This is a genomic window from Geotalea sp. SG265 (assembly GCF_022808985.1).
Classification (GTDB): Bacteria; Desulfobacterota; Desulfuromonadia; order Geobacterales; family Geobacteraceae; genus Geotalea.
The window spans coordinates 96,862-115,903 of sequence record NZ_JAKZFT010000011.1 but is presented as its reverse complement, the minus strand read 5'-3'; the positions used below and the strand labels follow the sequence as shown (position 1 = coordinate 115,903).

Sequence of the window (19,042 nt, the reverse complement as noted above, 5' to 3'; positions counted from 1 at the left end):
CCCTCTTTCCACAGCAAGTCAAATCATCATTAATGTTTATAGAACATACGTAACCATAATTCAAGCATTAACAGGGAGTTGAAAACGAAGTTTCAGAGCCGTTTAAAACTTTTGGGCGGATCTTTACGATGTGCTCCAACGCCTTCATGTATGGGTAATTGCTTTGGTTAACACCTTAAAATACTTGACAACATGGCAGGGGGGGTAAATAATCCGGGGGTTTCCGGCAAAACAGTCCTGCCGGAACAAGGGAGGAGATCAGCATGAAGCTTGAAAATGATTTTCTGGTAATCGGCAGTGGTATTGCCGGCCTGTCCTTTGCTCTCCAGGCAGCCGCCCATGGCAAGGTAGCGATAGTCACCAAGAGAGAAATTTCCGAATCCGCCACCAATTACGCCCAGGGGGGGATTGCCACCGTATCGTCCAAGGATGATACCTTCGATGCCCATGTTGAGGACACATTGGTCGCCGGTGCCGGCATCTGCCACGAGGATGTGGTAAGAATGGTCGTCGAGGAAGGCCCGGCAGTGATCAGCAGCCTCATCGAGTGGGGGGTCAAGTTCACCACCAGCGGCGATGCCTATGACCTGACTCGGGAGGGGGGGCACAGCCAGAGGCGCATCCTGCATGCCGAAGACATCACCGGCCGGGAGATCCAGCGGGCTTTGGTGGCGGCAGCAAGGGCCAACAAAAATATCACCATTTACGAGCACCACATTGCCATAGATCTGATGACCGAATCGAAGATCCTGCGCAAGCGGGTCAAGCCCAATCGCTGCATTGGTGCCCATGTGCTGGATATCGACAGCGGCACGGTCAAAACCTTCAAGGCAAAGATTACTCTTCTGGCCACTGGTGGAGCTGGCAAAGTCTACCTCTATACCTGCAACCCCGATGTGGCGACCGGCGACGGAGTCGCCATGGCCTACCGTGCCGGGGCAACCATCGCCAACATGGAATTCATGCAGTTCCACCCCACCACCCTCTACCATCCCAATGCAAAATCATTCCTCATATCGGAAGCGGTCAGGGGTGAAGGTGCCATACTGCGCCGCCGGGACGGGACCGCATTTATGGAGAAATACCACAAACTGAAGGATCTGGCGCCGCGGGACATCGTCGCCCGGGCCATCGACAACGAAATGAAAACCTACGGTGACGACTGCGTCTTCCTCGACATCACCCACAAAGACCCGGAATACGTCAGGAACCGTTTCCCCAACATCTATCAGACCTGCCTGGAATATGGGCTGGACATGACCAAGCAAGGGCTGCCGGTTGTGCCGGCCGCCCATTACCTATGCGGGGGAGTTGCCGTCGACACCAACGCGGAAACGGATATTCAGCATCTCTATGCCATCGGTGAGGTGGCATTCACCGGCCTGCACGGCGCCAACCGCCTGGCCAGCAACTCGCTGCTGGAAGCCGCCGTTTATGCCGGTCGTGCCTATGTCCATGCGGTACAACAACTGAAGTCCAACGATTACCACTTCCCAGAAATTCCGGTCTGGGATTCGGGCACTGCCACCAGCAGTGACGAGATGGTGGTGGTTTCCCAGAACTGGGACGAAATCCGTCGCTTCATGTGGAATTATGTGGGGATCGTGCGGTCCGACAAGCGTCTGGAACGGGCCATGCACCGGATCAAGCTGATTCAGGAAGAGATCGAGGACTACTACTGGAACTTTAACGTCACGTCGGATCTCATCGAATTGCGTAACATTGCCACTGTGGCAGAACTGATTGTCAAATGCGCCCGGCAGCGCAAGGAGTCCAGGGGGCTCCATTACAACATCGACTATGCTGATCGGGACGACATTCACTGGAACAAAGATACCTTTGTCAAAAAACAATTTTAAATGCCTTTAGCAGGTTGTTGGAAAAACGTCGAGAGGCTGCCGAGCTGCAAGGCCAATGCGAGCGAAAAGCCGAGGCGTACACTTTGTACGTTGAGGTTTTGAGCAAGCGGTAACACAGCAGATCGGCACTTTAGGCTCTGTGGGTCCGCAATAGTTTTCCAACAACCTGTTAGTATCCTCGGAGAGCTCCATGGAGATAGACGACTACAGGGAACAGATAGACCGGCTGGACAGTGAGCTTCTGCGGATATTCAACGAACGTGCAGGCCTGGCCCTGAAGATCGGCGAGATAAAAAAGGGGCTTGCGCTGCCTGTCTATGATCCTTCCCGGGAGAAAAAGATTTTCCAGCGCATGCAGGAACAAAATCCGGGGCCATTGGATGATCAGGCCATTGTTAGGCTGTTCGAGCGGGTAATAGACGAATCGCGCCGGCTGGAAAGGCTGATGACACGTTGTAAGGAGGGTAACGAATGCTGATAATAATGAAAAAGAACGCCGATGAGGCTGCACAGGTGCACCTCAAGGAATATCTGATCAGCCGTAATTTCGATATTCACCAGTCAACTGGAGCAAACAGGGTCATAATCGGCGTCATCGGTGACACGGAAAAACTGGAGCCGGTCGAGCTGGAAGCGATGCCGGGGGTGCTGCAGGTCATCAGGATCAACAAGGAAGAATGATGCCGGTTGCTGAATAACCGTAGACTACGCAAATAGAAGGGGCTGTGGAAAATTCCACCGCCCCTTCTGTTTTCTTATCTCTGTCAGGATAAACGAAAAGGGTTTATGCTTGCGCATAAACCCCTAAGTTTTTGGTGGAGCTGAACAGGATCGAACTGTCGACCTCTTGAATGCCATTCAAGCGCTCTCCCAACTGAGCTACAGCCCCATTCAAGAATCCTTTTTATACCAGAGCCCCTTTTTGGTGTCAACACTTTTTTTCATTTTTTCTTCTTGACCGCCAGATGCTCATTGGCTATAATCCACGGACCATTTCAGCCGGAGTGGTGAAATTGGTAGACGCACTGGACTCAAAATCCAGCGGGAGCAATCCCATGCCGGTTCGACCCCGGCCTCCGGCACCATCTAGTAATCCACAGAAGTTTCAAGCAGTCCATGAAGCCCTGAGAAATCAGGGCTTTTTCTTTTTGCATTGTCCATTAATGTCCTTTTGGGTATAGTGAAATCCATTGGTTTTGGGTATAGCGGTAGGTGTAAATATACCTACCTGAGATCCTCATATACCCAAACAAGGAGGGAAAACCAATGCCTAAGAAGATTGTGCCTCTTTCGGACGTTCAGGTGAAGAATGCAAAGCCTCAGGGAAAAGACACTACCTTGTTTGATGGTGGCGGCTTGTACCTCCTTGTCGGCCGGCAGAAGTTTGACAAGGCCGGTAAAGCTTTACCTGTGTCAAAGCTGTGGCGGATGAAGTACCGTTTTGCCGGAAAAGAGAAGCTACTTTCTCTTGGTGCCTATCCCGCTGTCACCCTTGCGGATGCAAGGCAACGTCGGGATGAGGCGAAGAGACTTCTAACCAATGGTGTGGATCCTGGAGAACTGAAGAAGTCTCAAAAAGAAGCAAGGAATGAGACTGCCGCTAATTCTTTTCAACAGGTGGCCCTTGAGTGGCACACCAAATACAAGGCGACCTGGTCACAAGTCCACGCGGCCACCATTCTTGATCGATTGGAAAAAGAAGTTTTCCCATATTTAGGATCAAGACCTGTGTCTGAAATCAAGGCGCCTGAATTGCTCGTAGTTCTCCGCAGGATGGAATCGAGGGGAGCACTGGACACTGCACACCGGGTAAGAAACCATTGCAGCAATGCCTTCCGTTATGCCATAGCTACCGGCAAAGCTGAACGGGACCCGGCTGCGGACCTGCGGGGAGCATTGCCACCTGTGAAATATGGGCACATGGCGGCACCGACAGACCCGAAAGACGTCGCACCTCTTCTGAGAGCCATAGACGGCTTTCAAGGGTCATTCGTCGTCAAGTGTGCCATGCAGCTTGCCCCTTTGCTTTTTGTTCGTCCTGGGGAACTCCGGCACGCGGAATGGGCCGAAATTGATTTTGAAGCCGAAGAATGGAATATCCCCGGCGAGAAGATGAAAATGAAGCAGCCGCACCTGGTTCCTCTCCCTCTGCAGGCTGTTGCTATTTTAAAAGCTTTGCACCCGATTACCGGGCACAGCAAGTACGTGTTTCCCTGCCACCGTTCGCCCCTTCGCTGCATGAGCGAAAATGCTGTCAATGCAGGATTGCGACGCCTGGGATTTGAAAAGGCTGAGATAACAGGGCATGGCTTTAGAGCGATGGCGCGGACGATCCTTGATGAAGTTCTTCAGGTCCGGCCTGATTTCATAGAGCATCAACTAGCACATGCAGTAAAGGACCCCAATGGCAGAGCATATAACAGGACTGCCCACCTTGCCGAGCGCCGAAAGATGATGCAGACTTGGGCTGATTATCTTGATGGCCTGAAGGCAGGGGCAAAGGTCATTCCAATACGGTCTAAGACCGCCTGAGTGGCTGCCTGAATTTATCTACAGTGAGCGCTGGAGACCGCACATCTCCATTTTTTCGCTCGCGGGAAGATAGCTCCAATACTGGTCAGTTTCCATCTCCTGCACTTTTCGCAGTGCCGGCCCCTGGTCCCGCAACATCGGCACCAGTTGCCCCGTTTCGGTCAGCAACTTGAACTTTCTGGGGTTACTGCTCAGCCACATCTGCAGAAGTTCTATCGCTCGATCAAGGGGCAACTCATCCTTCATTGCCAGGAGTTGTTTCATCCCCTCGGGGCCAAGCGCTTTCGCTACCTGATGGCTCATTACCTGCGTCATTTCATCCATCGTTTTCGGCGTCAGCATTAGGCACTCCCCCATTTAGCAGCATGAAGAAAAGAGCCTTGAATGGGCGCAGTCCAGAGGGCTCCAATTGCCCAAGGAGGCATTCCCACAACAAGGCTCAGATTTCAATGTACTGACAGAATTAGGTTGTGTCAATTCAAAGCTATTGTGCCTATTGGGGCAAAGAGCAGGACCGGACACGTACACGATCCCCGCGAGCAGCACCTCGTCACGAGGGCCATGCAAGTGGGTCCAGTTGCTTCCCCTCAATGCACCCGGTGAACTTCCTTAACAACATCATCCGGGAAAGCCTGCGCCACTTCATCAAGCAGAAATTGCGTGTCATCCACCGTAAGCCCGGTAATCCTGGCAATGTCTTCAGTAGTATGCACCGTATAACCTTCACCGTCGCAATGGGTGGGTTTGGGAAGATAGGCGCAAAATTCATTGATCAGGGCAAACAGCCCCGGCCTCATCTGCTTTTTCAGTTCTTCCGGGCTGTGGCGATGGGCATCAACCATCAATTTTAACCCCTTTGGTGTGGCCTTTTCTGCTTCCGGTAAACGTTCGTATGCCTGCAGCGCGTAAATCCATTCTTTGCTTATCTTCTCCATGGTCTCCCTCACTTCCTTTCTTGAATGACTGAAACGGCGTTACTGCTCAGACTGGTCATGGTTCCCATAGCCGTGGCGGCAACGGTCTTAGCCGCCTCAATTTTTACTACATTAGCCTGCTCTGCCTGCTGTATCTGCGCTTTGCCTTTCTCCAGCAAGATATTTGCTTCAATCTGCCATTTCTGCCGTAGATTTTCCTGATAGCCTAATTCCAATGTGCCGTTCACCTTCTCCACTTCCAGGTTGGCGAGAATCCCCCGTAGCGTCCCCTCGAACTCGGCAATGTATGCCTCTTGCTCTACCCTGAATTTCTCGATGATCAGCCGCGAATTGTCCAGGGAGAGCGCCGAGAACTTGATTGCAAAGTCCGAGTGCAACTGCTCTATGGATATCCCGGCCTGAATGGAAAGCTGTACGTTCTTCTGCGCCAGGTCGGCAATGGTCTTGACGATTTCCCGGTTTAGGTCGTTCTTGTTGTTCTGGTATGTGGTGAGCACTTCCCGCTGCAGGGCCTTGGTCATGGATGTGGGGTAGCGGCACCCCTTTGCCCCGGTCCTCGCCCCGGCAAGGTCCATGGCATCACGCATAGCCTGTAGATCACGTTCCCGCCCCTGGTTGAAAATGGCATCCTGTACCGCCTGTTCAATCCCTACGCCACTGGTCTGCACATACTCCATGAGCTTGTTTTGCAGGGTGTCCAGGTCGGCCCCCTGCCAGATGTGTGAGCGGTACTTTTCCAGGCTGTCATTGGACAGGTCGATATTGAGAAGCGCCTGTTTCAGCTTCGGCAGGTCGGCAATGGAGATTACCCCCGCCCTCTGCGGTTCAAAGGTCGGAGTCTGAGAGAAATTGAACCACGACAGATAGGGGAGAGAGGCGATGTTTTCCATGCGCTGCATGGCTTCCTGTACTTCGTTCTGCAGTTCCTTCACTTTTGCGTAGATGTCCGCCGACAGTTCTTGAGGGGTCATGATGATCTCCTTTGTTATTTTTGCTATGCGGCAATCGTTGTGAACTCGGGCTAAGCCATGATGACACCGGTATCAGGCTCTTCCGAAAAAGGCTGGATGGTTACCACATCTTCAAACCGTACAGCGCCGGGACCGGCTGCCCTAAAGTGGTATTCGCCCATCTCAGCGAACAAGCGGTCAATCAAGGCTTTGCGTGCAGCCCCCGCCATGTTGCGCAAGCGCTCTTCTTCACTTACGCTACATTGCCCCTTCCGCAAGATTTCGTTGAAGAACTTGCGGAACTCAAGGTCTTCATTGCGGCTGCTCTGAATAGATCGGATCTTCTGCAGGCTTTCGTCTACCACCTTCACCTTGCCGGTGATAAGCGCCTTCGCCTTGTCGATAGGTTCAGCAACTATTCCACGCAACCTGGTCAGCTCCGCCTGCAGGTCGTCAAGCTCCCTCTCCTCCCGTTCACCTTCGGCAACGAGGACAAGAAGCTGCGGATAGCCTGCCTCTATCTCCGCAATCCGTTCTCCCGCATTTCGTCTGCGGTTGTCCAGCCAGTTCATTGCGTCCACCAGTTGTTTCCGGCTCTTGGTGCATTCTTCCGCTGTCTTCATCGTGATTCTCCTTTTCAATGATGTTTTGTACCTTTTGTACCCTGCCCACAGACGGCTATTTTCTATACAGCAGGGTTTTGTACCTTGGCCTCGTACTTTTGTACCCATCAAGGGGGCAAAAGTTATTCTTTAAAATTAAGGGGTTGCAGAGCAAAAAGGGCTTTTGTACCTTTTATGCCTTTTGTACCCGCCTTAGTTATGTCGTATTCATGTAGCAGATCCCTCCTTCCCGCCAAATTTATTGACTATCTCAGCGGTACCTTCGTTAAAGCTTCCGATTCCGTCGCCCTTTTGTCACCCTTTTGTGAATTTTGTAGCTTATATAAATAATAATGATTTTTATTTTCATTATTTATATATATTCGCGCACGTAATCCCTTGAAGATGTTGGGTTTTGTTGGGGTTTTCGTACTTTTTACTTTCTGGTTTTTGCTGCACGTCTCCAGCCAGAGACACATTCACGGTACAGTTGACCAGCCCGACGAATTTCCTGCTGAAACTGGTCATCACGTTGCCGCTCAAACGCCGCGTCTATCTCATGCAGGGCGGTCATCAACTGTCGCCATTTACCGTGCAGGTTCTTCAACACCCATTGCCAGCAACTACCGCCAGGGTCATGCTGCCTCATTTTCGCCAACAGGTTGTCAATCGCTCGCTGATGATCTTCAGCATTAAACGGTATATCCCTATGATCTGCTTGGCGGTCCTTCCCCTCAGCCTGGTAATTTGTTGCCGACGATGAACCGGCCAACTTCGTTTCTCTCCATCCCATTTCCTTATTTCCCTACCGGGTACAAAAGGTACAAATGGTACAAAAGCCTTTTTTACCCTGTAACTCTCTGATTTTTCACATACTCTTTTGTACCCTGCATTTACACAAAAGCCCTTCACGATGGTACAAAAGCCATTTTCTGTATCTGCCCTTCCTTGTAGTCGGGTACAAAAGGTACGAAAGGGAAAAAGGGGAAAGGAATAATATCCCCTCCCCTCACATTGCTAACCTGCCTTTACTTGCGCCGGATGAAGTATTGCCGGGTTTACGGCGTACAGCACTGAGGGCCTGCCGCCGCTGTTCCGTTTGAATGGCTCGCTAATGATGTTTCGAGCGGTGAGGATTTTAAGAGCCTTCTCCAGGCGGTCGACAGTCCTGAACTGGCGCATGCTCTTTATCGCTTCGTTCTGCCGGAATGATGGTTTCCCGGTGGCGATGATCCACCGAAGCACAATCTGCGCATCGTTTTGCGCCGGTTCACTCCCCATGGTTTCGAAAGCAGTCTGGGCATGTGTGATAAGGAGCTCACACAAGTCAAGGGCTCGCTCGATGGTCTGAGCGTTGATGGTGGAAACTTCGGCGCCATGCTCCACAACATGAAACAATCCGGCAATCCGAAGGGCTGCGCCAGGGAGCTTGCTCGTCCAGTCCTGGAAGCTGTAGAATTCCCCGTCCGGTCCCTGCCGATCCTCAATATACTGGCTGAACTGGTGCCAGGCTTCCAGTGCCCCCGTGTCCAAGATCAGTATCCGCGCCTTTTCTTTTCCCTTGCTGTCAAGGTCAGGTTCTATGGCCAGCAAATTCATGATCCCGGCGCGGTACGCCTCTTTCACCTCTTTCGCTATTACCACCCGCTGCGTCACGTCCCTGGTACCTATCCTGCTCTTTGGCAGGCAGTAAAGGAATCTGGCAAGAGTACCGTTCCCACGGAAGCACGTCTTGTTTCCTTTCCCCAGATCGGCAATTACATCCGGCTGCACTGTGAGGCCGAAAGTTAACGCCGGTCTGTGAAGCATGACAGTCCGCCCTTGCCGATCAACACGGACCGAAGAACCGGCATGTCCTTGAAGGAATACGTTAAGATTTGCTTTGCCGCCGCTGTAAAGTCCACCCATGACCTCGAATACCCCTGATTCATCGGATAAGAGCGCCATACGCTCACCATGATCGAGGAGAAGTGACTGAAGGCGCTCAGGGGTGGTGTCATCCGTCCATAGTCGAGGGGCTATCAGTTCATCCGGCGTGTCTTCCTCAATTTCGGTGATCTCCTTAAGCAGTTCATCGCGCCCGGCGGCGCTGGTGTCGGCCTTGGCAGCACGGGCCTTTATCTGGTCAATAGCCTTCTGGTTTATCTCCCGCTGGTGCTTGATTCGCTTTATATCCGGTCTGAGTCTGGCGGCCTCCTCCTGTTCCCATTCTGTCAACGGCGCGGTGATAGCGGTCTTCACGGCGGTCTTTCTATTTCCAGGATCCAGGGCCGTCACAGTCCAGACGTTTACCGGTTCAAAATATTCTTCTCCATAGGGTGACACCTCAAAGCGCTTGGCCAGACAAGCGGCGACCGCGGCCAGGGCGAACATGACGGCAAGCCCCGGCGGCGTCTGGGTGGCGTCAGAAACAGCCTGGCAGAATTCTCCCAGGTATCCCGGCAGGAGGTGGGCCGGTATCTCCGGCGTGTCGATCTCCCCGAAAAGCAGGGGAGCATCCCAGGTATCAGCGGGGGCAACCTGGTTGTCTGCCGGCGGTTCATCATGCCCGGTTTCCGCTGGGGCCTTGTCTGTAGACGATTTTTCTGCAGGGCTTTCAATTTTGGCGTCTGGGGGGATATTATTGGGAGAGGAAGGGGGAGGTACAGGCTGTGCTGCTTCAATATACTCTTTAACACGGCCAAGCCCTTCAGCCAGGTGTAAATCATTGAAGTCAGTCGGCCTGTTGGTGGTATCCTGAAAGGTAGGTTTTGCAAGATACCCCCCCACGGCGCAGGCTGCTTTGGTTGCATCGATAATGCCGGTGTTTTCTTCCGGTTTCGCGTCAAGGTAGATAAAGGTTCCGTCTTCTTGCTTTTCCTTTTTCCATGCATCGTTATCTGCTGCAATGATGATCTTGATTTCAGGGCGTGCGGCTCTTATTACCTCGGCAACTGGCTGCAAGTTCCTGACATCGAAAGCGACTATCACACAACGTCCTGTTGCCTGGTGGATACTCGCGCCGGTTGCGTACCCTTCACAGACAATAACGGTGTTATCCTTCGCCTTACCAATAGTGAAGAAATGCCCGGTCTTGGCGCTGCCGGCCTTAAACTTCCTGTCGCCGTCCGGCCGGATGAACTGTACCCCGTGAATCGTTCCGGCCATGTCCTTGACTGGGATTATGAGGGAATTTCTGAGACATTTCAGGCCATAGGAGTGAACGCCTTTCCTTTGGAGATATGGGTGATCATCGGTTGCGTCTTTGGCTGTTTTACAAGTCTTGCCGCACCATTTCCTGCACTCGGCGCGCTGCTCCTCTTCTGCCTTTTCTCTCTCTTCACGGGCACGGGCTATTCGTTCCCGCCATTGTTTGCGCTGCTCAATGGTCATGGCTTTTTCAGGTGTGGCGCTCCATGTCTCTTTAATGTCCAGTTTCCACGATCCAAAAGAACCGGAAGGAATGCCGTCACTGAAAAGGGTATAGTAACCGTTCCGTGAACCGGCCTTGTCCTGTCGATCCCTGAAGCGGTGAAGCTTCCCGTCTGCCACGATACTGCAGTCTGGTTCAAGCCCTGCCGCCTGCATCGCGGTCAAAAACTGCTCCTCAATAGTCATGGCCGCACCTCACGGCCTTTCTTTTCAACCTCCTTTATTTGCCGGTAAAGCCATTTCCGATGTGCGGCCAGCCTACGGACTTCCTGAAAAAGGGTGCCTGCTGCATACTTCCTGATTACGGCCTGTGTCGTTTCATCGTCTGGGAATACAAATTCAACAAGGTCTAAACCGGGGATAATAGCCAGTGGCTTAGCTTTTGATGCGGTCATTATGGCCGCTGCAAGTTCTATATCTGTAGTCTTAAAGTCTTCGAGTCTGGTCATGATTGCCCCTATTCCATTGCCTGGATAAGAGCCTGTATGTCCGATAATTTCCAGTAGGAGCCTCTACATGACTCGATTTTTAACGGGGGTGGACATACTCCCTTTTGAATCAACGCATACCACCGGCTTTTTGACATTGGCAAATAACCGGTAATCCCACGTTTACGATCTCCAATCACGTCAGGTAGCTTCAATAAAATCTCTTCTTTTTGCCTTACATCCATTGTAATAATCCTTTCTTTCCGATGATGGATATGTATCAAGTTCAATTACCAAGTCCTAGTACAGCCTCTAGAGACGTGTATTGTCCTTTTACGGCCTCGTTCTTTCAGTAGTGCAACATAAATTGAGTGTCAATAACTTATTTATAAGATTTGCAGAATTTTTCTGAATCAGTTTTATATGGTTTTATTCAGTTTTATTTGGATGTAAAAAAAATGAGGAGTAAAAAATAGGTAGGGAATCGCTACACGTTCACGATGAGGATTCCCTTAAGGGGGAGGAATTTCAAACATTCAGGTAGAGAGCAAAGCATAGGCACGTATCGCAAGCCTATGGCCCATTATCACAGACGAGACTGGAACAGGCTTACACCTCCGCCAGAGTGGCAGACGGGCGGTTGACTTTACCGTATTCACGTACTAGACTGGCTACCCTGCCTGTCGTAATATTCAGCCTAGAGATGGCAAGGGATACCGCTGCTGCACACCGGTTTACCTCGGCTTGCGAAGGATCGACCGAATAGACCAACGTATCATGAACCATCCCAAGCACATCGGCAACCTCTACTAAATCAACCTCAAGCCTGTTCCATTGTTGCTCCATAAGCTCCTCCTTTAACATTGATAGCTTCATCCACAAGGTGCCTGCTATAGTGCTCTTGCGTGGTCCCTACTTTATCAGGCGGTCCGCCTCAGCCTTTTCTGCTGGGGTCATGCCGTACACGGCTTTGTGAAGGTCAACATAGACTTCACCAGCAAGGCTATGTAAGCCGTAAGCCTGGGAATAATCAAGGGGGTGCTTCAGTAGGCCCACCCCATCACGGATATAGCCCAGGGCATTGCTCAGAACAGCCAGACGGGCAACTACCTCTTCCAGGTCAACATCGTTCAGAAAAGGAGACGTTTCATTTTCCTTCGTCATTTCCAACCTCCCTCACTACGCAATGAATAGCACAGCCAATGTCTGTAAGCATCCGGTCCGAAAGCCTCTACCTGTTCTTTAGTCAGAATAATGCTTGTGATTATGGTGAGTGGGATGAGTTTAACTGTTCAGATTTCACAATCCTGGGACTAAAGGTGATGATTTCTGATTCATTACGATCAAGTTTTACCGCCATAATTTGACATTTCTGCACAGTTGCCGTGATGAGCATGGGGCACGGAACTACGTATCTTTTCAGAAAAGGAAATTTGGCGGCAACATCTTTAATTAGACTCCAGGAAGCGCCTTTTCTGTTTTTCTTGCCACATCCCCGGTAGATCGTTACCGTTTCAGGTAGTAACTCATAGACGGCCAGTTCTTCAGCCGTCATCATCTCAGTAACGGGCCCTGACTTAGGCAGCAAGTGCTTTAATATCGCTTGGTAATCAAAGATGTTGTCACAACCGGTCCAGTTCTCCCCCAGAATGCGGAGCCATAGTTCACCCGGCCCAATTTGCTTTACCATGTTGAGGATTACCCCCATCCGTGTGTATGAGTTACACAAAACAAGCTGACGGTAAATTTCATCGTTTGTCATGAACCCCGCGACCTCGTGCGTGTCCAGGATACCGGGTGTGCTGCAACTTCCATAATTCTGCACAAGTCCATCACTCATTGCTTTACCCCTTCCAGGTCAACATCGTTCAGAAAAGGAGACGCTTCATTTTCCTTCCTCATTTTCAACCTCCTTCACTACGCAATGAATAGCACAGCCGATGTCTGTAAGCATCCAGCCGAAAGCCGCTACCTGTTCTTTAGTCATAATGAACCGGCCAAGTTCATTTGAGGGTAGGTTGTTTATCTCGTCTCGAAGAAAATCCGAATAAGCCCCAGCCCTCAATAGTTCCAAGCTTACATCTTGCATGGTTGCCTCCCTGGTTTTTCGGAAGAGACTACTGCAAGAAAAACCCAATGTCAAAACAAAAAATTGTGTAACATATTGATTTTGTTCATCATCATGATGATGAACAGCCTTTGTAAAATTATTGTTTTCCTGAATTGGTAATGTCAGGTTTAGGTATACCCTTGGCTGACAAAAATAAAGATGCCGGAAAGTGTCAATTTTAAATCATAAATAAAATTACTTGACACATTTCTTTTTAAGTCATAGACTCTATTCTGACAGTTAAGCAAAAGTCAGGGGGCATATATGAAAGGGCAGAGAATTGGATATGTGAGGGTTTCCAGTGTAGATCAGAACACTGACAGGCAGCTTGACGGAGTACAGGTAGATAAGACGTTTCTGGAAAAGGTTTCAGGAAAGGACACGAACCGGCCAGAATTGGCGGCTATGCTTCAGTTCGTCAGGGAAGGTGATACGGTTATAGTTCACAGCCTTGACCGCCTGGCACGCAACCTTGACGACCTTAGAAAAATCGTCAAAGACCTTACAGGCCGAGGCATTGCAGTTCAGTTCATCAAGGAAAACCTCACCTTCACCGGCGAAGATTCTCCCATGTCAAACCTGCTGCTTTCGGTGATGGGAGCTTTCGCAGAATTCGAAAGGGCACTTATCAAGGAACGCCAGATGGAAGGAATAGCAATTGCCAAGCAGGCCGGCGCATATAAGGGGCGGAAGCGCTCAATGACCGCAGAAAAGATTGCTGAAATCAAGACGAGGGTGGCCAACAACGAAAAGAAGGCAAAGATAGCCCGTGATATGGGCATCAGCCGGGAAACTCTGTATCAGTATCTTGCTGAGTAACGCGGCGATTGACCACCTTGGGTGTAGTTTTGGGGGTTCTATTTGGGAATATAGTAAGTAATATAATGCAAAAACAATATGTTGCTGGTGTTATTCGACCCCGGCCTCCGCACCAGAGAAAGACAAGGCCCCATGGTTTTTCGCCATGAGGCCTTTTTTCATTCGCCATACCGATGACCGATGGGCCTTTCCATGGAAGATACTCTTTATTTGCCGAGGATTCCCCGGAGGCCCTTTTCAAGAAGTTCTTTTTCCGGAGGTTGGCGTTCTCCTTCCTTTCCTTTGAGAAGCTTTTCCCTGATGGTTCGTTCGAGCTGTTCCTTCCCTTTCTGTTTCAACTGTTCACGGACAGCCGAAACATCCAGAGCGAATTTCGGCGCGGAAAAGTTCCCCGTTACTTTGAGCGGCAAAATGCCCCACCCTTTGTCATCGGTAACGAACCGCCCCAGGCGTCCACCCGTTATCCTGCCGGTCAGCTGGGGGGCGATACGGGTTTGCAGGGAAATATCTAGACTCTTATCCAGTCCCGCCGTTCCTTTTGGCGCCATCTGCACGTCTCGCCCGGCGATGGTGCTGTCGATCATAATTTTGCCATGGCTGACCCTGAAACTGCCGTTAAATTTTTCGAAATTGATTACCCGCAATTGCTCTATGCCCAGGAACTGCGCCAGGCTTTGAACAAGACCGGGGCCTGTCAGTTTTCCCTGGGAAATTTCATAGTTTCCCTGCCCGCTGATGTTTTTCTTCATGGCCGCCATCTGCGTTCCCATGCCTGAGACCTGTCCCTTGAAGGAAAGGGTGCCGAAAACCGTTCCGGCAGGCTTAGGGGCCAATGCCGTCACGAGAGTTTCAGCTTTTACGCCGGCGACCGACAATGCCGTTGTATAGGCAAAACCCTTCCGCCCGAGATCGATGCGGGCCGTGTCGTTGAAAGACCCTCCAGCCACATTTCCTTTCAATTCGTCAATGCTGAGAACGTTCTCTGCAAGCCGGTATTTGACCGACAGCCCGGTGACCGGCAGCCCCTTTAACGAAGTCTGTCCCAATTGTATCGATCCCACGGCACGTACCGGAAGATTCATCGGCCCCGGTTCAGGCTTTTCCTCTGCGGCGCCTGCCTTCTTCGGGCTCTTTCTCAGAAACGGGTCCAGATCGAAACGGTCCGCGCTCACGGAACTGGTAAGGGACAAGGGCTTGCCGAGCAGGTCCGCAACAGTGAATGCTAGCTTTAGCGTGTTGCTGCCCATGACAAGCACCAGGTCACGGGAAGAAAGCTCTCTCCCCTTCAGTGCAAGGGTCCCTGAGAGAACCGGACGCTGGCCGGAAGCCGTAACAGCCACCTTGGTCAATTTCACTTCTCCGTCCTTTAGCAGTTCTTTCGGTGCCGAAACCGGGCCAGCCAGATGCAACCGTACATTCACCTCCCCCGAAGGGGCGAGAGCGCTGGTTTTTGCCGCCAGCTGTGGCGGCAGCCCCGCCACCAGCTTCCCCAGGTCGGCAGCCTTGATGGTGACGACTGCGTTCATTGCTGGCTTTTTCCCCACATCTGCGGCGTTTCCGCCCATTTCCAGCTTTGCCCCCGGAACGGTTGCTTTTACAGTAAAGGGAAATTGCCGATCCATGGCTATATCCTTGGCATCGATTTCGACACCGGTAATCTCATAGATAAAGGGCCGACCGTTTGTTTTGCGATCTTCGTAGCGTATTTTCCCGCCGGTCAGTGCAACCTGCGATACCAGCAGGTTGATCTCCCCTTTCTCAGGTTTTGCCTGCGGGGCTGCCTGCTCCTTCTTGGCTAGGATATCAGAATAGTTGAAAGTCCCGTCCGGCAGACGAATCACTTTTATTGCCGGAGAATCGAGCAGTATCTGGTTTACCACCACCCTCCCCGACAAGAGGGGCCAGAACCGGTACTTCAGCTTTACCAGCCCCGCCTGGACGAACGGCTCAACACCGTCTTTTTCCAGTACCGTCAGGTTCTTAAGGACAATACCCGAGAAGACACTCACCTGAACATCCCCCAACCGGACCTGCCGTTGCAGCTTTTTTTCGACCATGGGCAGCACCGTTTTTCTCACCCCGGCCGGACTGACGAGCACTTTGACCAGAACGGCAACAATGGTGAAAAACACAACTATTGCAGCAACGACAATGCCTGTTATCTTGAGCGTCTTGTTCATGGCTCCCCCCTTCAGGGTCCATTACTCACTCTGTACTCGTTTTTGACGATGAGCCGGTCCCGTTACAGGATAAGGCTGAAATTGCTGCGAAAGGAGGCATAAAGGTCCAGGTACTGCTCCGCCAGGCGGGAAAGTAGGAAGTTCTGCAGTACCTTCTCCCGTGCCTTTTTCCCCATTGCTTCCCGCAACCGGTCATCCTTCAGGAGCAGCACGATACGCTCTGCCGTTTCCTGTGGCGAACTTACGAGAAAGCCATTCACCCCATCGTCGATCTGGTGCACAATGCCCCCCACCCGTCCACCGATCACCGGTGTTCCTTTCAGCATCGCTTCGGCCACCGTCAGACCGAATCCCTCCTGCAGGGATTTCTGCAATACGACGGCGGCCCGCCTCTGCAGGGCGTTCGCCAGTGCGGAATCCTGGGAACTGAGAATCAGCAAGCGCTCTTCCTGGCACTTTAGCAGCGACTCGTATATCTGCGCCCCTTCGGGGTCGTCGGTCGCCATGCTTCCCAAAAGTACCAGGGTACATGGCACTTCCCTTCTGGCAATCCTGAATGCCTCGATCACCCCTTCCGGATCCTTCCAGCGGTCGAACCGTGAAATCTGGACAACGAGGGGCAGATCCACCGGGATGTCGTAGTGGCTGAGGCGTTCATCCATTTCGGGATCGCTCAACTCTCTATTCTTCTGGGAAAAGGGATCGATGGCAGGCATGAAGAATACCTGTGGCGTGCTCAGTTCCTGCCGGTATTCGGGCAGCGACATGATGACAGCGTCGTACATCTGGATGTAGCTCTGCAGATATTCCCACAGCTGGGGATGGGGATTGCTCAGTTGAAGATGGCAGCGCCATATCCAAGGGCCCCGCTTCCGGTTATGTGCCACGATCGGCAAAGGCTGCGGGTCGTGGACAACGACCAAGTCATGATTCAGGTGCATTCTGATGGCGTTTTCGTGGATAACCTCCTCGAACACCTGGACCTTTCTACGCGTGAAATGATACTCGCCCCCCTGCAGGGCGTTATGCATCTTTTTGGTGATGGCAAAGAAGTCGGGCGAGCCCGAGATCACGCGCCAGCCGGTCTTGATGCCGAGCCGGTTCATGAGGAGCGTGAGGGAAGAAAGAATCTCCGAGACCCCCCCGCCATAAAACGTGGAATTAATGTGAACGATGTGCAGATCGTTGAGGCGATGGGCCTTGCTGAGAATGCGATCAACAGCTTCACTGCCGATCAGCGGTTCATAATCATGGATATTGGCGATTTTGTGGAATTCCATGTCTGCCCCGCACCAACAATCCAATTGGGTGGGATGCACCACATACTGAAAGTATAAGACGAATAATTTCTCTTGCACCGTCCCAGCAGTAATAGCAGATTTCATTCTCCGCACGGATAAGCCGGTAAGTAGGCGTGCTAATAAGGGCAAAGATCTAAATTATGTACTTTCGGTTATTTGGAATCTAATTTTTAATGTGTTGGTTTAGTAATTGAAAAAGCAGCAGACTGTTCCTCTCAAAGCAGCTTCTGTTTTGCGATTCTTCTGGTATGTTTAAGGAAAGTTTTGTTTTTCACCGGGGAGGGAACGATGAAGAAATTAGTGATGGCAATCCTGCTACTTTTGCTGACGATTACCGCCGGTTGCGGGGACCACCGCAACGAGCCACAGTTGTTTACCACCGACATATTGAGCAATCAGGCATTCGATGGGGACATCGAGGTTAGCTCCACCACCACCTCCATCACTCAAGGTGCCGACAATGTTTTCGTCGGAATTGATCCTGTAGCCGTTTCTGAAACCCGTGGCTTTCTTGATTTTTCATTGGACACAATACCGGTCAACGCAGTCATTCAATCTGCAACACTCAGCATTTTCATCAATAACATCACATTCCTCGGTCCGACAGGAACCATACCGGTACAAATCGACCTGGTAAACTATGATCCGCAAAAACTGCTGGAAGGTAACTTCTTTCAGCCCCCGATTCTGAGCACCTCATTTCAGCCACCACTCAATCTCAACGACATTGGCAAAGACGTTGCCATTGATATCACACCCTTGATGGCAGAAGCACAACGGCAAAGGCTTAGCGCTCTTCAACTGCGGTTGCGATCTCTAACTAAGGCAGCAGGTCTCGTTGAGATCGACGAGAAAACCGTTGCACCGTTATTAACGGTCAGTTATTTCTGATCCGTTCCATATATCCACCTGGCCCCCCCCTGGCGAAATCCTCTTCCAGGCCCGGTTGCTCGATGATGGCAGAGACGGCACTGGCCAGCTCAACGCTCCTTGAGTCTCTGCCTGCTTCTTGCAGGCTCGTGGCCAACTGAATGAAAATGCTTTCCACAATCTGTTTCTGCACCATATTCATTATCACCAGGGGCGCTTCCGATTCTTCCGTCTGATTGAGGGCCGCTCTACAGGAAGCCGGATCGGTTGATGTTATGCTGCGGCAGAGCAACGGCCGAACCGGGTGGATGGAACACGCCCCTGCTTGATCCAGAAATGGGCAGAAAATCCCACGCCATGCCCGTTCCCCATCTTCCATCCATCTGATCCGCGCGACGAAATCCTTGAGGACCGGTAGCATGTCCGCCCGGCCAGTGCGCTGCAGGTGGCGGGCAATGACCATTGCTTCGGGAAAAAGGACAGAAACAGTAAGCCACAGCAATGGGGACAGCCTGGGCCGCAAGCGATGGTGGTACAATGGTTTTCAGCAAGAGCTTCCTTTACTCGGGCTTCCAGCCATGCCGCAATGGTGCCCATCATCTGCACAACGCCTTCGGTTCCACTGGAACTGAGGGCCAGTTTCACCTGCTCCCCGACAAATTCTTTCACCTCTTTTCTCATCCAATCCGCCATGGGAAACACCTGTTTTTGCGAGAGAAAATTTTATTCATGCCATTGCATTGGTAAAAATAAGATCTAAAATTATATTCATTTAATTTTAGGCTCTGATCCGGGAGGGGATATGGCCAGAATGGTAACGGTTCGATTCATTGACGGGGCGATTGAGCAGGTTCCGCCATCCCTGCTCAAAGAGCTGATAGAACTGCGGGAAATCATCGCCTTTGAGAGATCTGAGGGGTGGGTGTATATAGGTAAGGCCGCCATCAGGAGGAAATTGAAGCCCATCCAGGGGCCCGGCCAGCGTGCCTACGACATCTACCTGGAATGAGGGAGCCGGCGGCCCCCTCATTCATCACTTTTCGGC

At 51.5% G+C, this 19,042-nt stretch carries 21 protein-coding genes and 2 tRNA genes; 8 read left to right on the top strand and 15 right to left on the bottom strand.

Annotated elements, in window-relative coordinates; all coding sequences use genetic code 11:
- Positions 1–263 precede the first annotated feature (263 nt).
- From nadB to ML541_RS13500, 3 genes are all read left to right on the top strand, one after another.
- Positions 264–1,859 carry an L-aspartate oxidase gene (nadB, locus tag ML541_RS13510; protein WP_243373624.1) on the top strand — a complete coding sequence of 532 codons (1,596 nt, stop codon included), beginning with the start codon at positions 264–266 and terminating at the stop codon, positions 1,857–1,859.
- 190 nt (positions 1,860–2,049) lie between these two features.
- Complete coding sequence (gene pheA, locus ML541_RS13505; protein WP_243373622.1) at positions 2,050–2,337, top strand: chorismate mutase; 288 nt, start codon at positions 2,050–2,052, stop codon at positions 2,335–2,337.
- Entirely contained in the window at positions 2,331–2,540 is a 210-nt protein-coding gene (locus ML541_RS13500) for a hypothetical protein (RefSeq protein ID WP_243373620.1), read from the top strand. Before pheA ends, ML541_RS13500 begins: the two co-directional genes overlap by 7 nt.
- Positions 2,541–2,672: 132 nt before the next feature.
- On the opposite strand, the gene ML541_RS13495 is transcribed toward ML541_RS13500, so the two are convergent.
- Positions 2,673–2,748 (bottom strand) — tRNA-Ala (locus ML541_RS13495).
- A gap of 109 nt (positions 2,749–2,857) precedes the next feature.
- Here ML541_RS13495 and ML541_RS13490 point away from each other — a divergent pair.
- Positions 2,858–2,944 (top strand) — tRNA-Leu (locus ML541_RS13490).
- A gap of 181 nt (positions 2,945–3,125) precedes the next feature.
- On the top strand, positions 3,126–4,391 hold the full coding sequence (locus ML541_RS13485) for an integrase arm-type DNA-binding domain-containing protein (RefSeq protein ID WP_243373618.1): 1,266 nt from the start codon (positions 3,126–3,128) through the stop codon (positions 4,389–4,391).
- 18 nt (positions 4,392–4,409) lie between these two features.
- Here ML541_RS13485 and ML541_RS13480 read toward each other — a convergent pair whose 3' ends face one another.
- From ML541_RS13480 to ML541_RS13430, 11 genes are all read right to left on the bottom strand, one after another.
- On the bottom strand, positions 4,410–4,733 hold the full coding sequence (locus ML541_RS13480) for a hypothetical protein (protein ID WP_243373617.1): 324 nt from the start codon (positions 4,731–4,733) through the stop codon (positions 4,410–4,412).
- Between the two features lie 245 nt (positions 4,734–4,978).
- Entirely contained in the window at positions 4,979–5,326 is a 348-nt protein-coding gene (locus ML541_RS13475) for a hypothetical protein (RefSeq protein WP_243373616.1), read from the bottom strand.
- A gap of 8 nt (positions 5,327–5,334) precedes the next feature.
- Entirely contained in the window at positions 5,335–6,297 is a 963-nt protein-coding gene (locus ML541_RS13470) for a hypothetical protein (RefSeq protein WP_243373615.1), read from the bottom strand.
- 50 nt (positions 6,298–6,347) lie between these two features.
- Positions 6,348–6,899: a hypothetical protein gene (locus tag ML541_RS13465; protein ID WP_243373614.1), complete on the bottom strand. Its 552-nt coding sequence runs from the start codon at positions 6,897–6,899 to the stop codon at positions 6,348–6,350.
- A 415-nt stretch (positions 6,900–7,314) separates the two neighbouring features.
- On the bottom strand, positions 7,315–7,671 hold the full coding sequence (locus ML541_RS13460; RefSeq protein ID WP_243373613.1) for a hypothetical protein: 357 nt from the start codon (positions 7,669–7,671) through the stop codon (positions 7,315–7,317).
- A 224-nt stretch (positions 7,672–7,895) separates the two neighbouring features.
- Positions 7,896–10,475 (bottom strand): DUF3987 domain-containing protein, encoded by a 2,580-nt coding sequence (locus ML541_RS13455; protein ID WP_243373612.1) that lies wholly within the window; start codon positions 10,473–10,475, stop codon positions 7,896–7,898.
- Positions 10,472–10,738 carry a hypothetical protein gene (locus ML541_RS13450; RefSeq protein WP_243373611.1) on the bottom strand — a complete coding sequence of 89 codons (267 nt, stop codon included), beginning with the start codon at positions 10,736–10,738 and terminating at the stop codon, positions 10,472–10,474. The genes ML541_RS13455 and ML541_RS13450 overlap by 4 nt, the downstream gene beginning before the upstream one ends.
- Before the next feature lie 588 nt (positions 10,739–11,326).
- Positions 11,327–11,563, bottom strand: a complete 237-nt coding sequence (locus ML541_RS13445; protein ID WP_243373610.1) for a hypothetical protein — start codon at positions 11,561–11,563, stop codon at positions 11,327–11,329.
- Positions 11,564–11,629: 66 nt separating this feature from the next.
- Positions 11,630–11,881, bottom strand: coding sequence for a hypothetical protein (locus ML541_RS13440; RefSeq protein WP_243373608.1), 252 nt, complete (start codon positions 11,879–11,881; stop codon positions 11,630–11,632).
- A 100-nt stretch (positions 11,882–11,981) separates the two neighbouring features.
- On the bottom strand, positions 11,982–12,557 hold the full coding sequence (locus ML541_RS13435; RefSeq protein ID WP_243373606.1) for a hypothetical protein: 576 nt from the start codon (positions 12,555–12,557) through the stop codon (positions 11,982–11,984).
- A 45-nt stretch (positions 12,558–12,602) separates the two neighbouring features.
- On the bottom strand, positions 12,603–12,806 hold the full coding sequence (locus ML541_RS13430) for a hypothetical protein (RefSeq protein ID WP_243373605.1): 204 nt from the start codon (positions 12,804–12,806) through the stop codon (positions 12,603–12,605).
- A 285-nt stretch (positions 12,807–13,091) separates the two neighbouring features.
- Here ML541_RS13430 and ML541_RS13425 point away from each other — a divergent pair, with 285 nt between their 5' ends.
- Entirely contained in the window at positions 13,092–13,646 is a 555-nt protein-coding gene (locus ML541_RS13425) for a recombinase family protein (RefSeq protein ID WP_243373603.1), read from the top strand.
- 206 nt (positions 13,647–13,852) lie between these two features.
- Here ML541_RS13425 and ML541_RS13420 read toward each other — a convergent pair whose 3' ends face one another.
- Together ML541_RS13420 and ML541_RS13415 are read right to left on the bottom strand one after the other, a co-directional pair.
- Complete coding sequence (locus ML541_RS13420) at positions 13,853–15,826, bottom strand: AsmA family protein (protein ID WP_243373601.1); 1,974 nt, start codon at positions 15,824–15,826, stop codon at positions 13,853–13,855.
- 62 nt (positions 15,827–15,888) lie between these two features.
- Positions 15,889–17,106: a glycosyltransferase gene (locus ML541_RS13415; protein ID WP_243373598.1), complete on the bottom strand. Its 1,218-nt coding sequence runs from the start codon at positions 17,104–17,106 to the stop codon at positions 15,889–15,891.
- A gap of 309 nt (positions 17,107–17,415) precedes the next feature.
- On the opposite strand from ML541_RS13415, the gene ML541_RS13410 reads away from it, so the two are divergent.
- Entirely contained in the window at positions 17,416–18,018 is a 603-nt protein-coding gene (locus ML541_RS13410; RefSeq protein WP_243373596.1) for a hypothetical protein, read from the top strand.
- Here ML541_RS13410 and ML541_RS13405 read toward each other — a convergent pair.
- A complete protein-coding gene (locus ML541_RS13405) occupies positions 18,005–18,499 on the bottom strand; it encodes a YkgJ family cysteine cluster protein (protein WP_243373595.1) in 495 nt (164 codons plus the stop codon). The genes ML541_RS13410 and ML541_RS13405 overlap by 14 nt on opposite strands.
- Before the next feature lie 300 nt (positions 18,500–18,799).
- Here ML541_RS13405 and ML541_RS13400 point away from each other — a divergent pair, with 300 nt between their 5' ends.
- Positions 18,800–19,006 carry a GSU3473 family protein gene (locus ML541_RS13400; protein ID WP_243373594.1) on the top strand — a complete coding sequence of 69 codons (207 nt, stop codon included), beginning with the start codon at positions 18,800–18,802 and terminating at the stop codon, positions 19,004–19,006.
- The last annotated feature ends 36 nt before the right edge of the window (positions 19,007–19,042 follow it).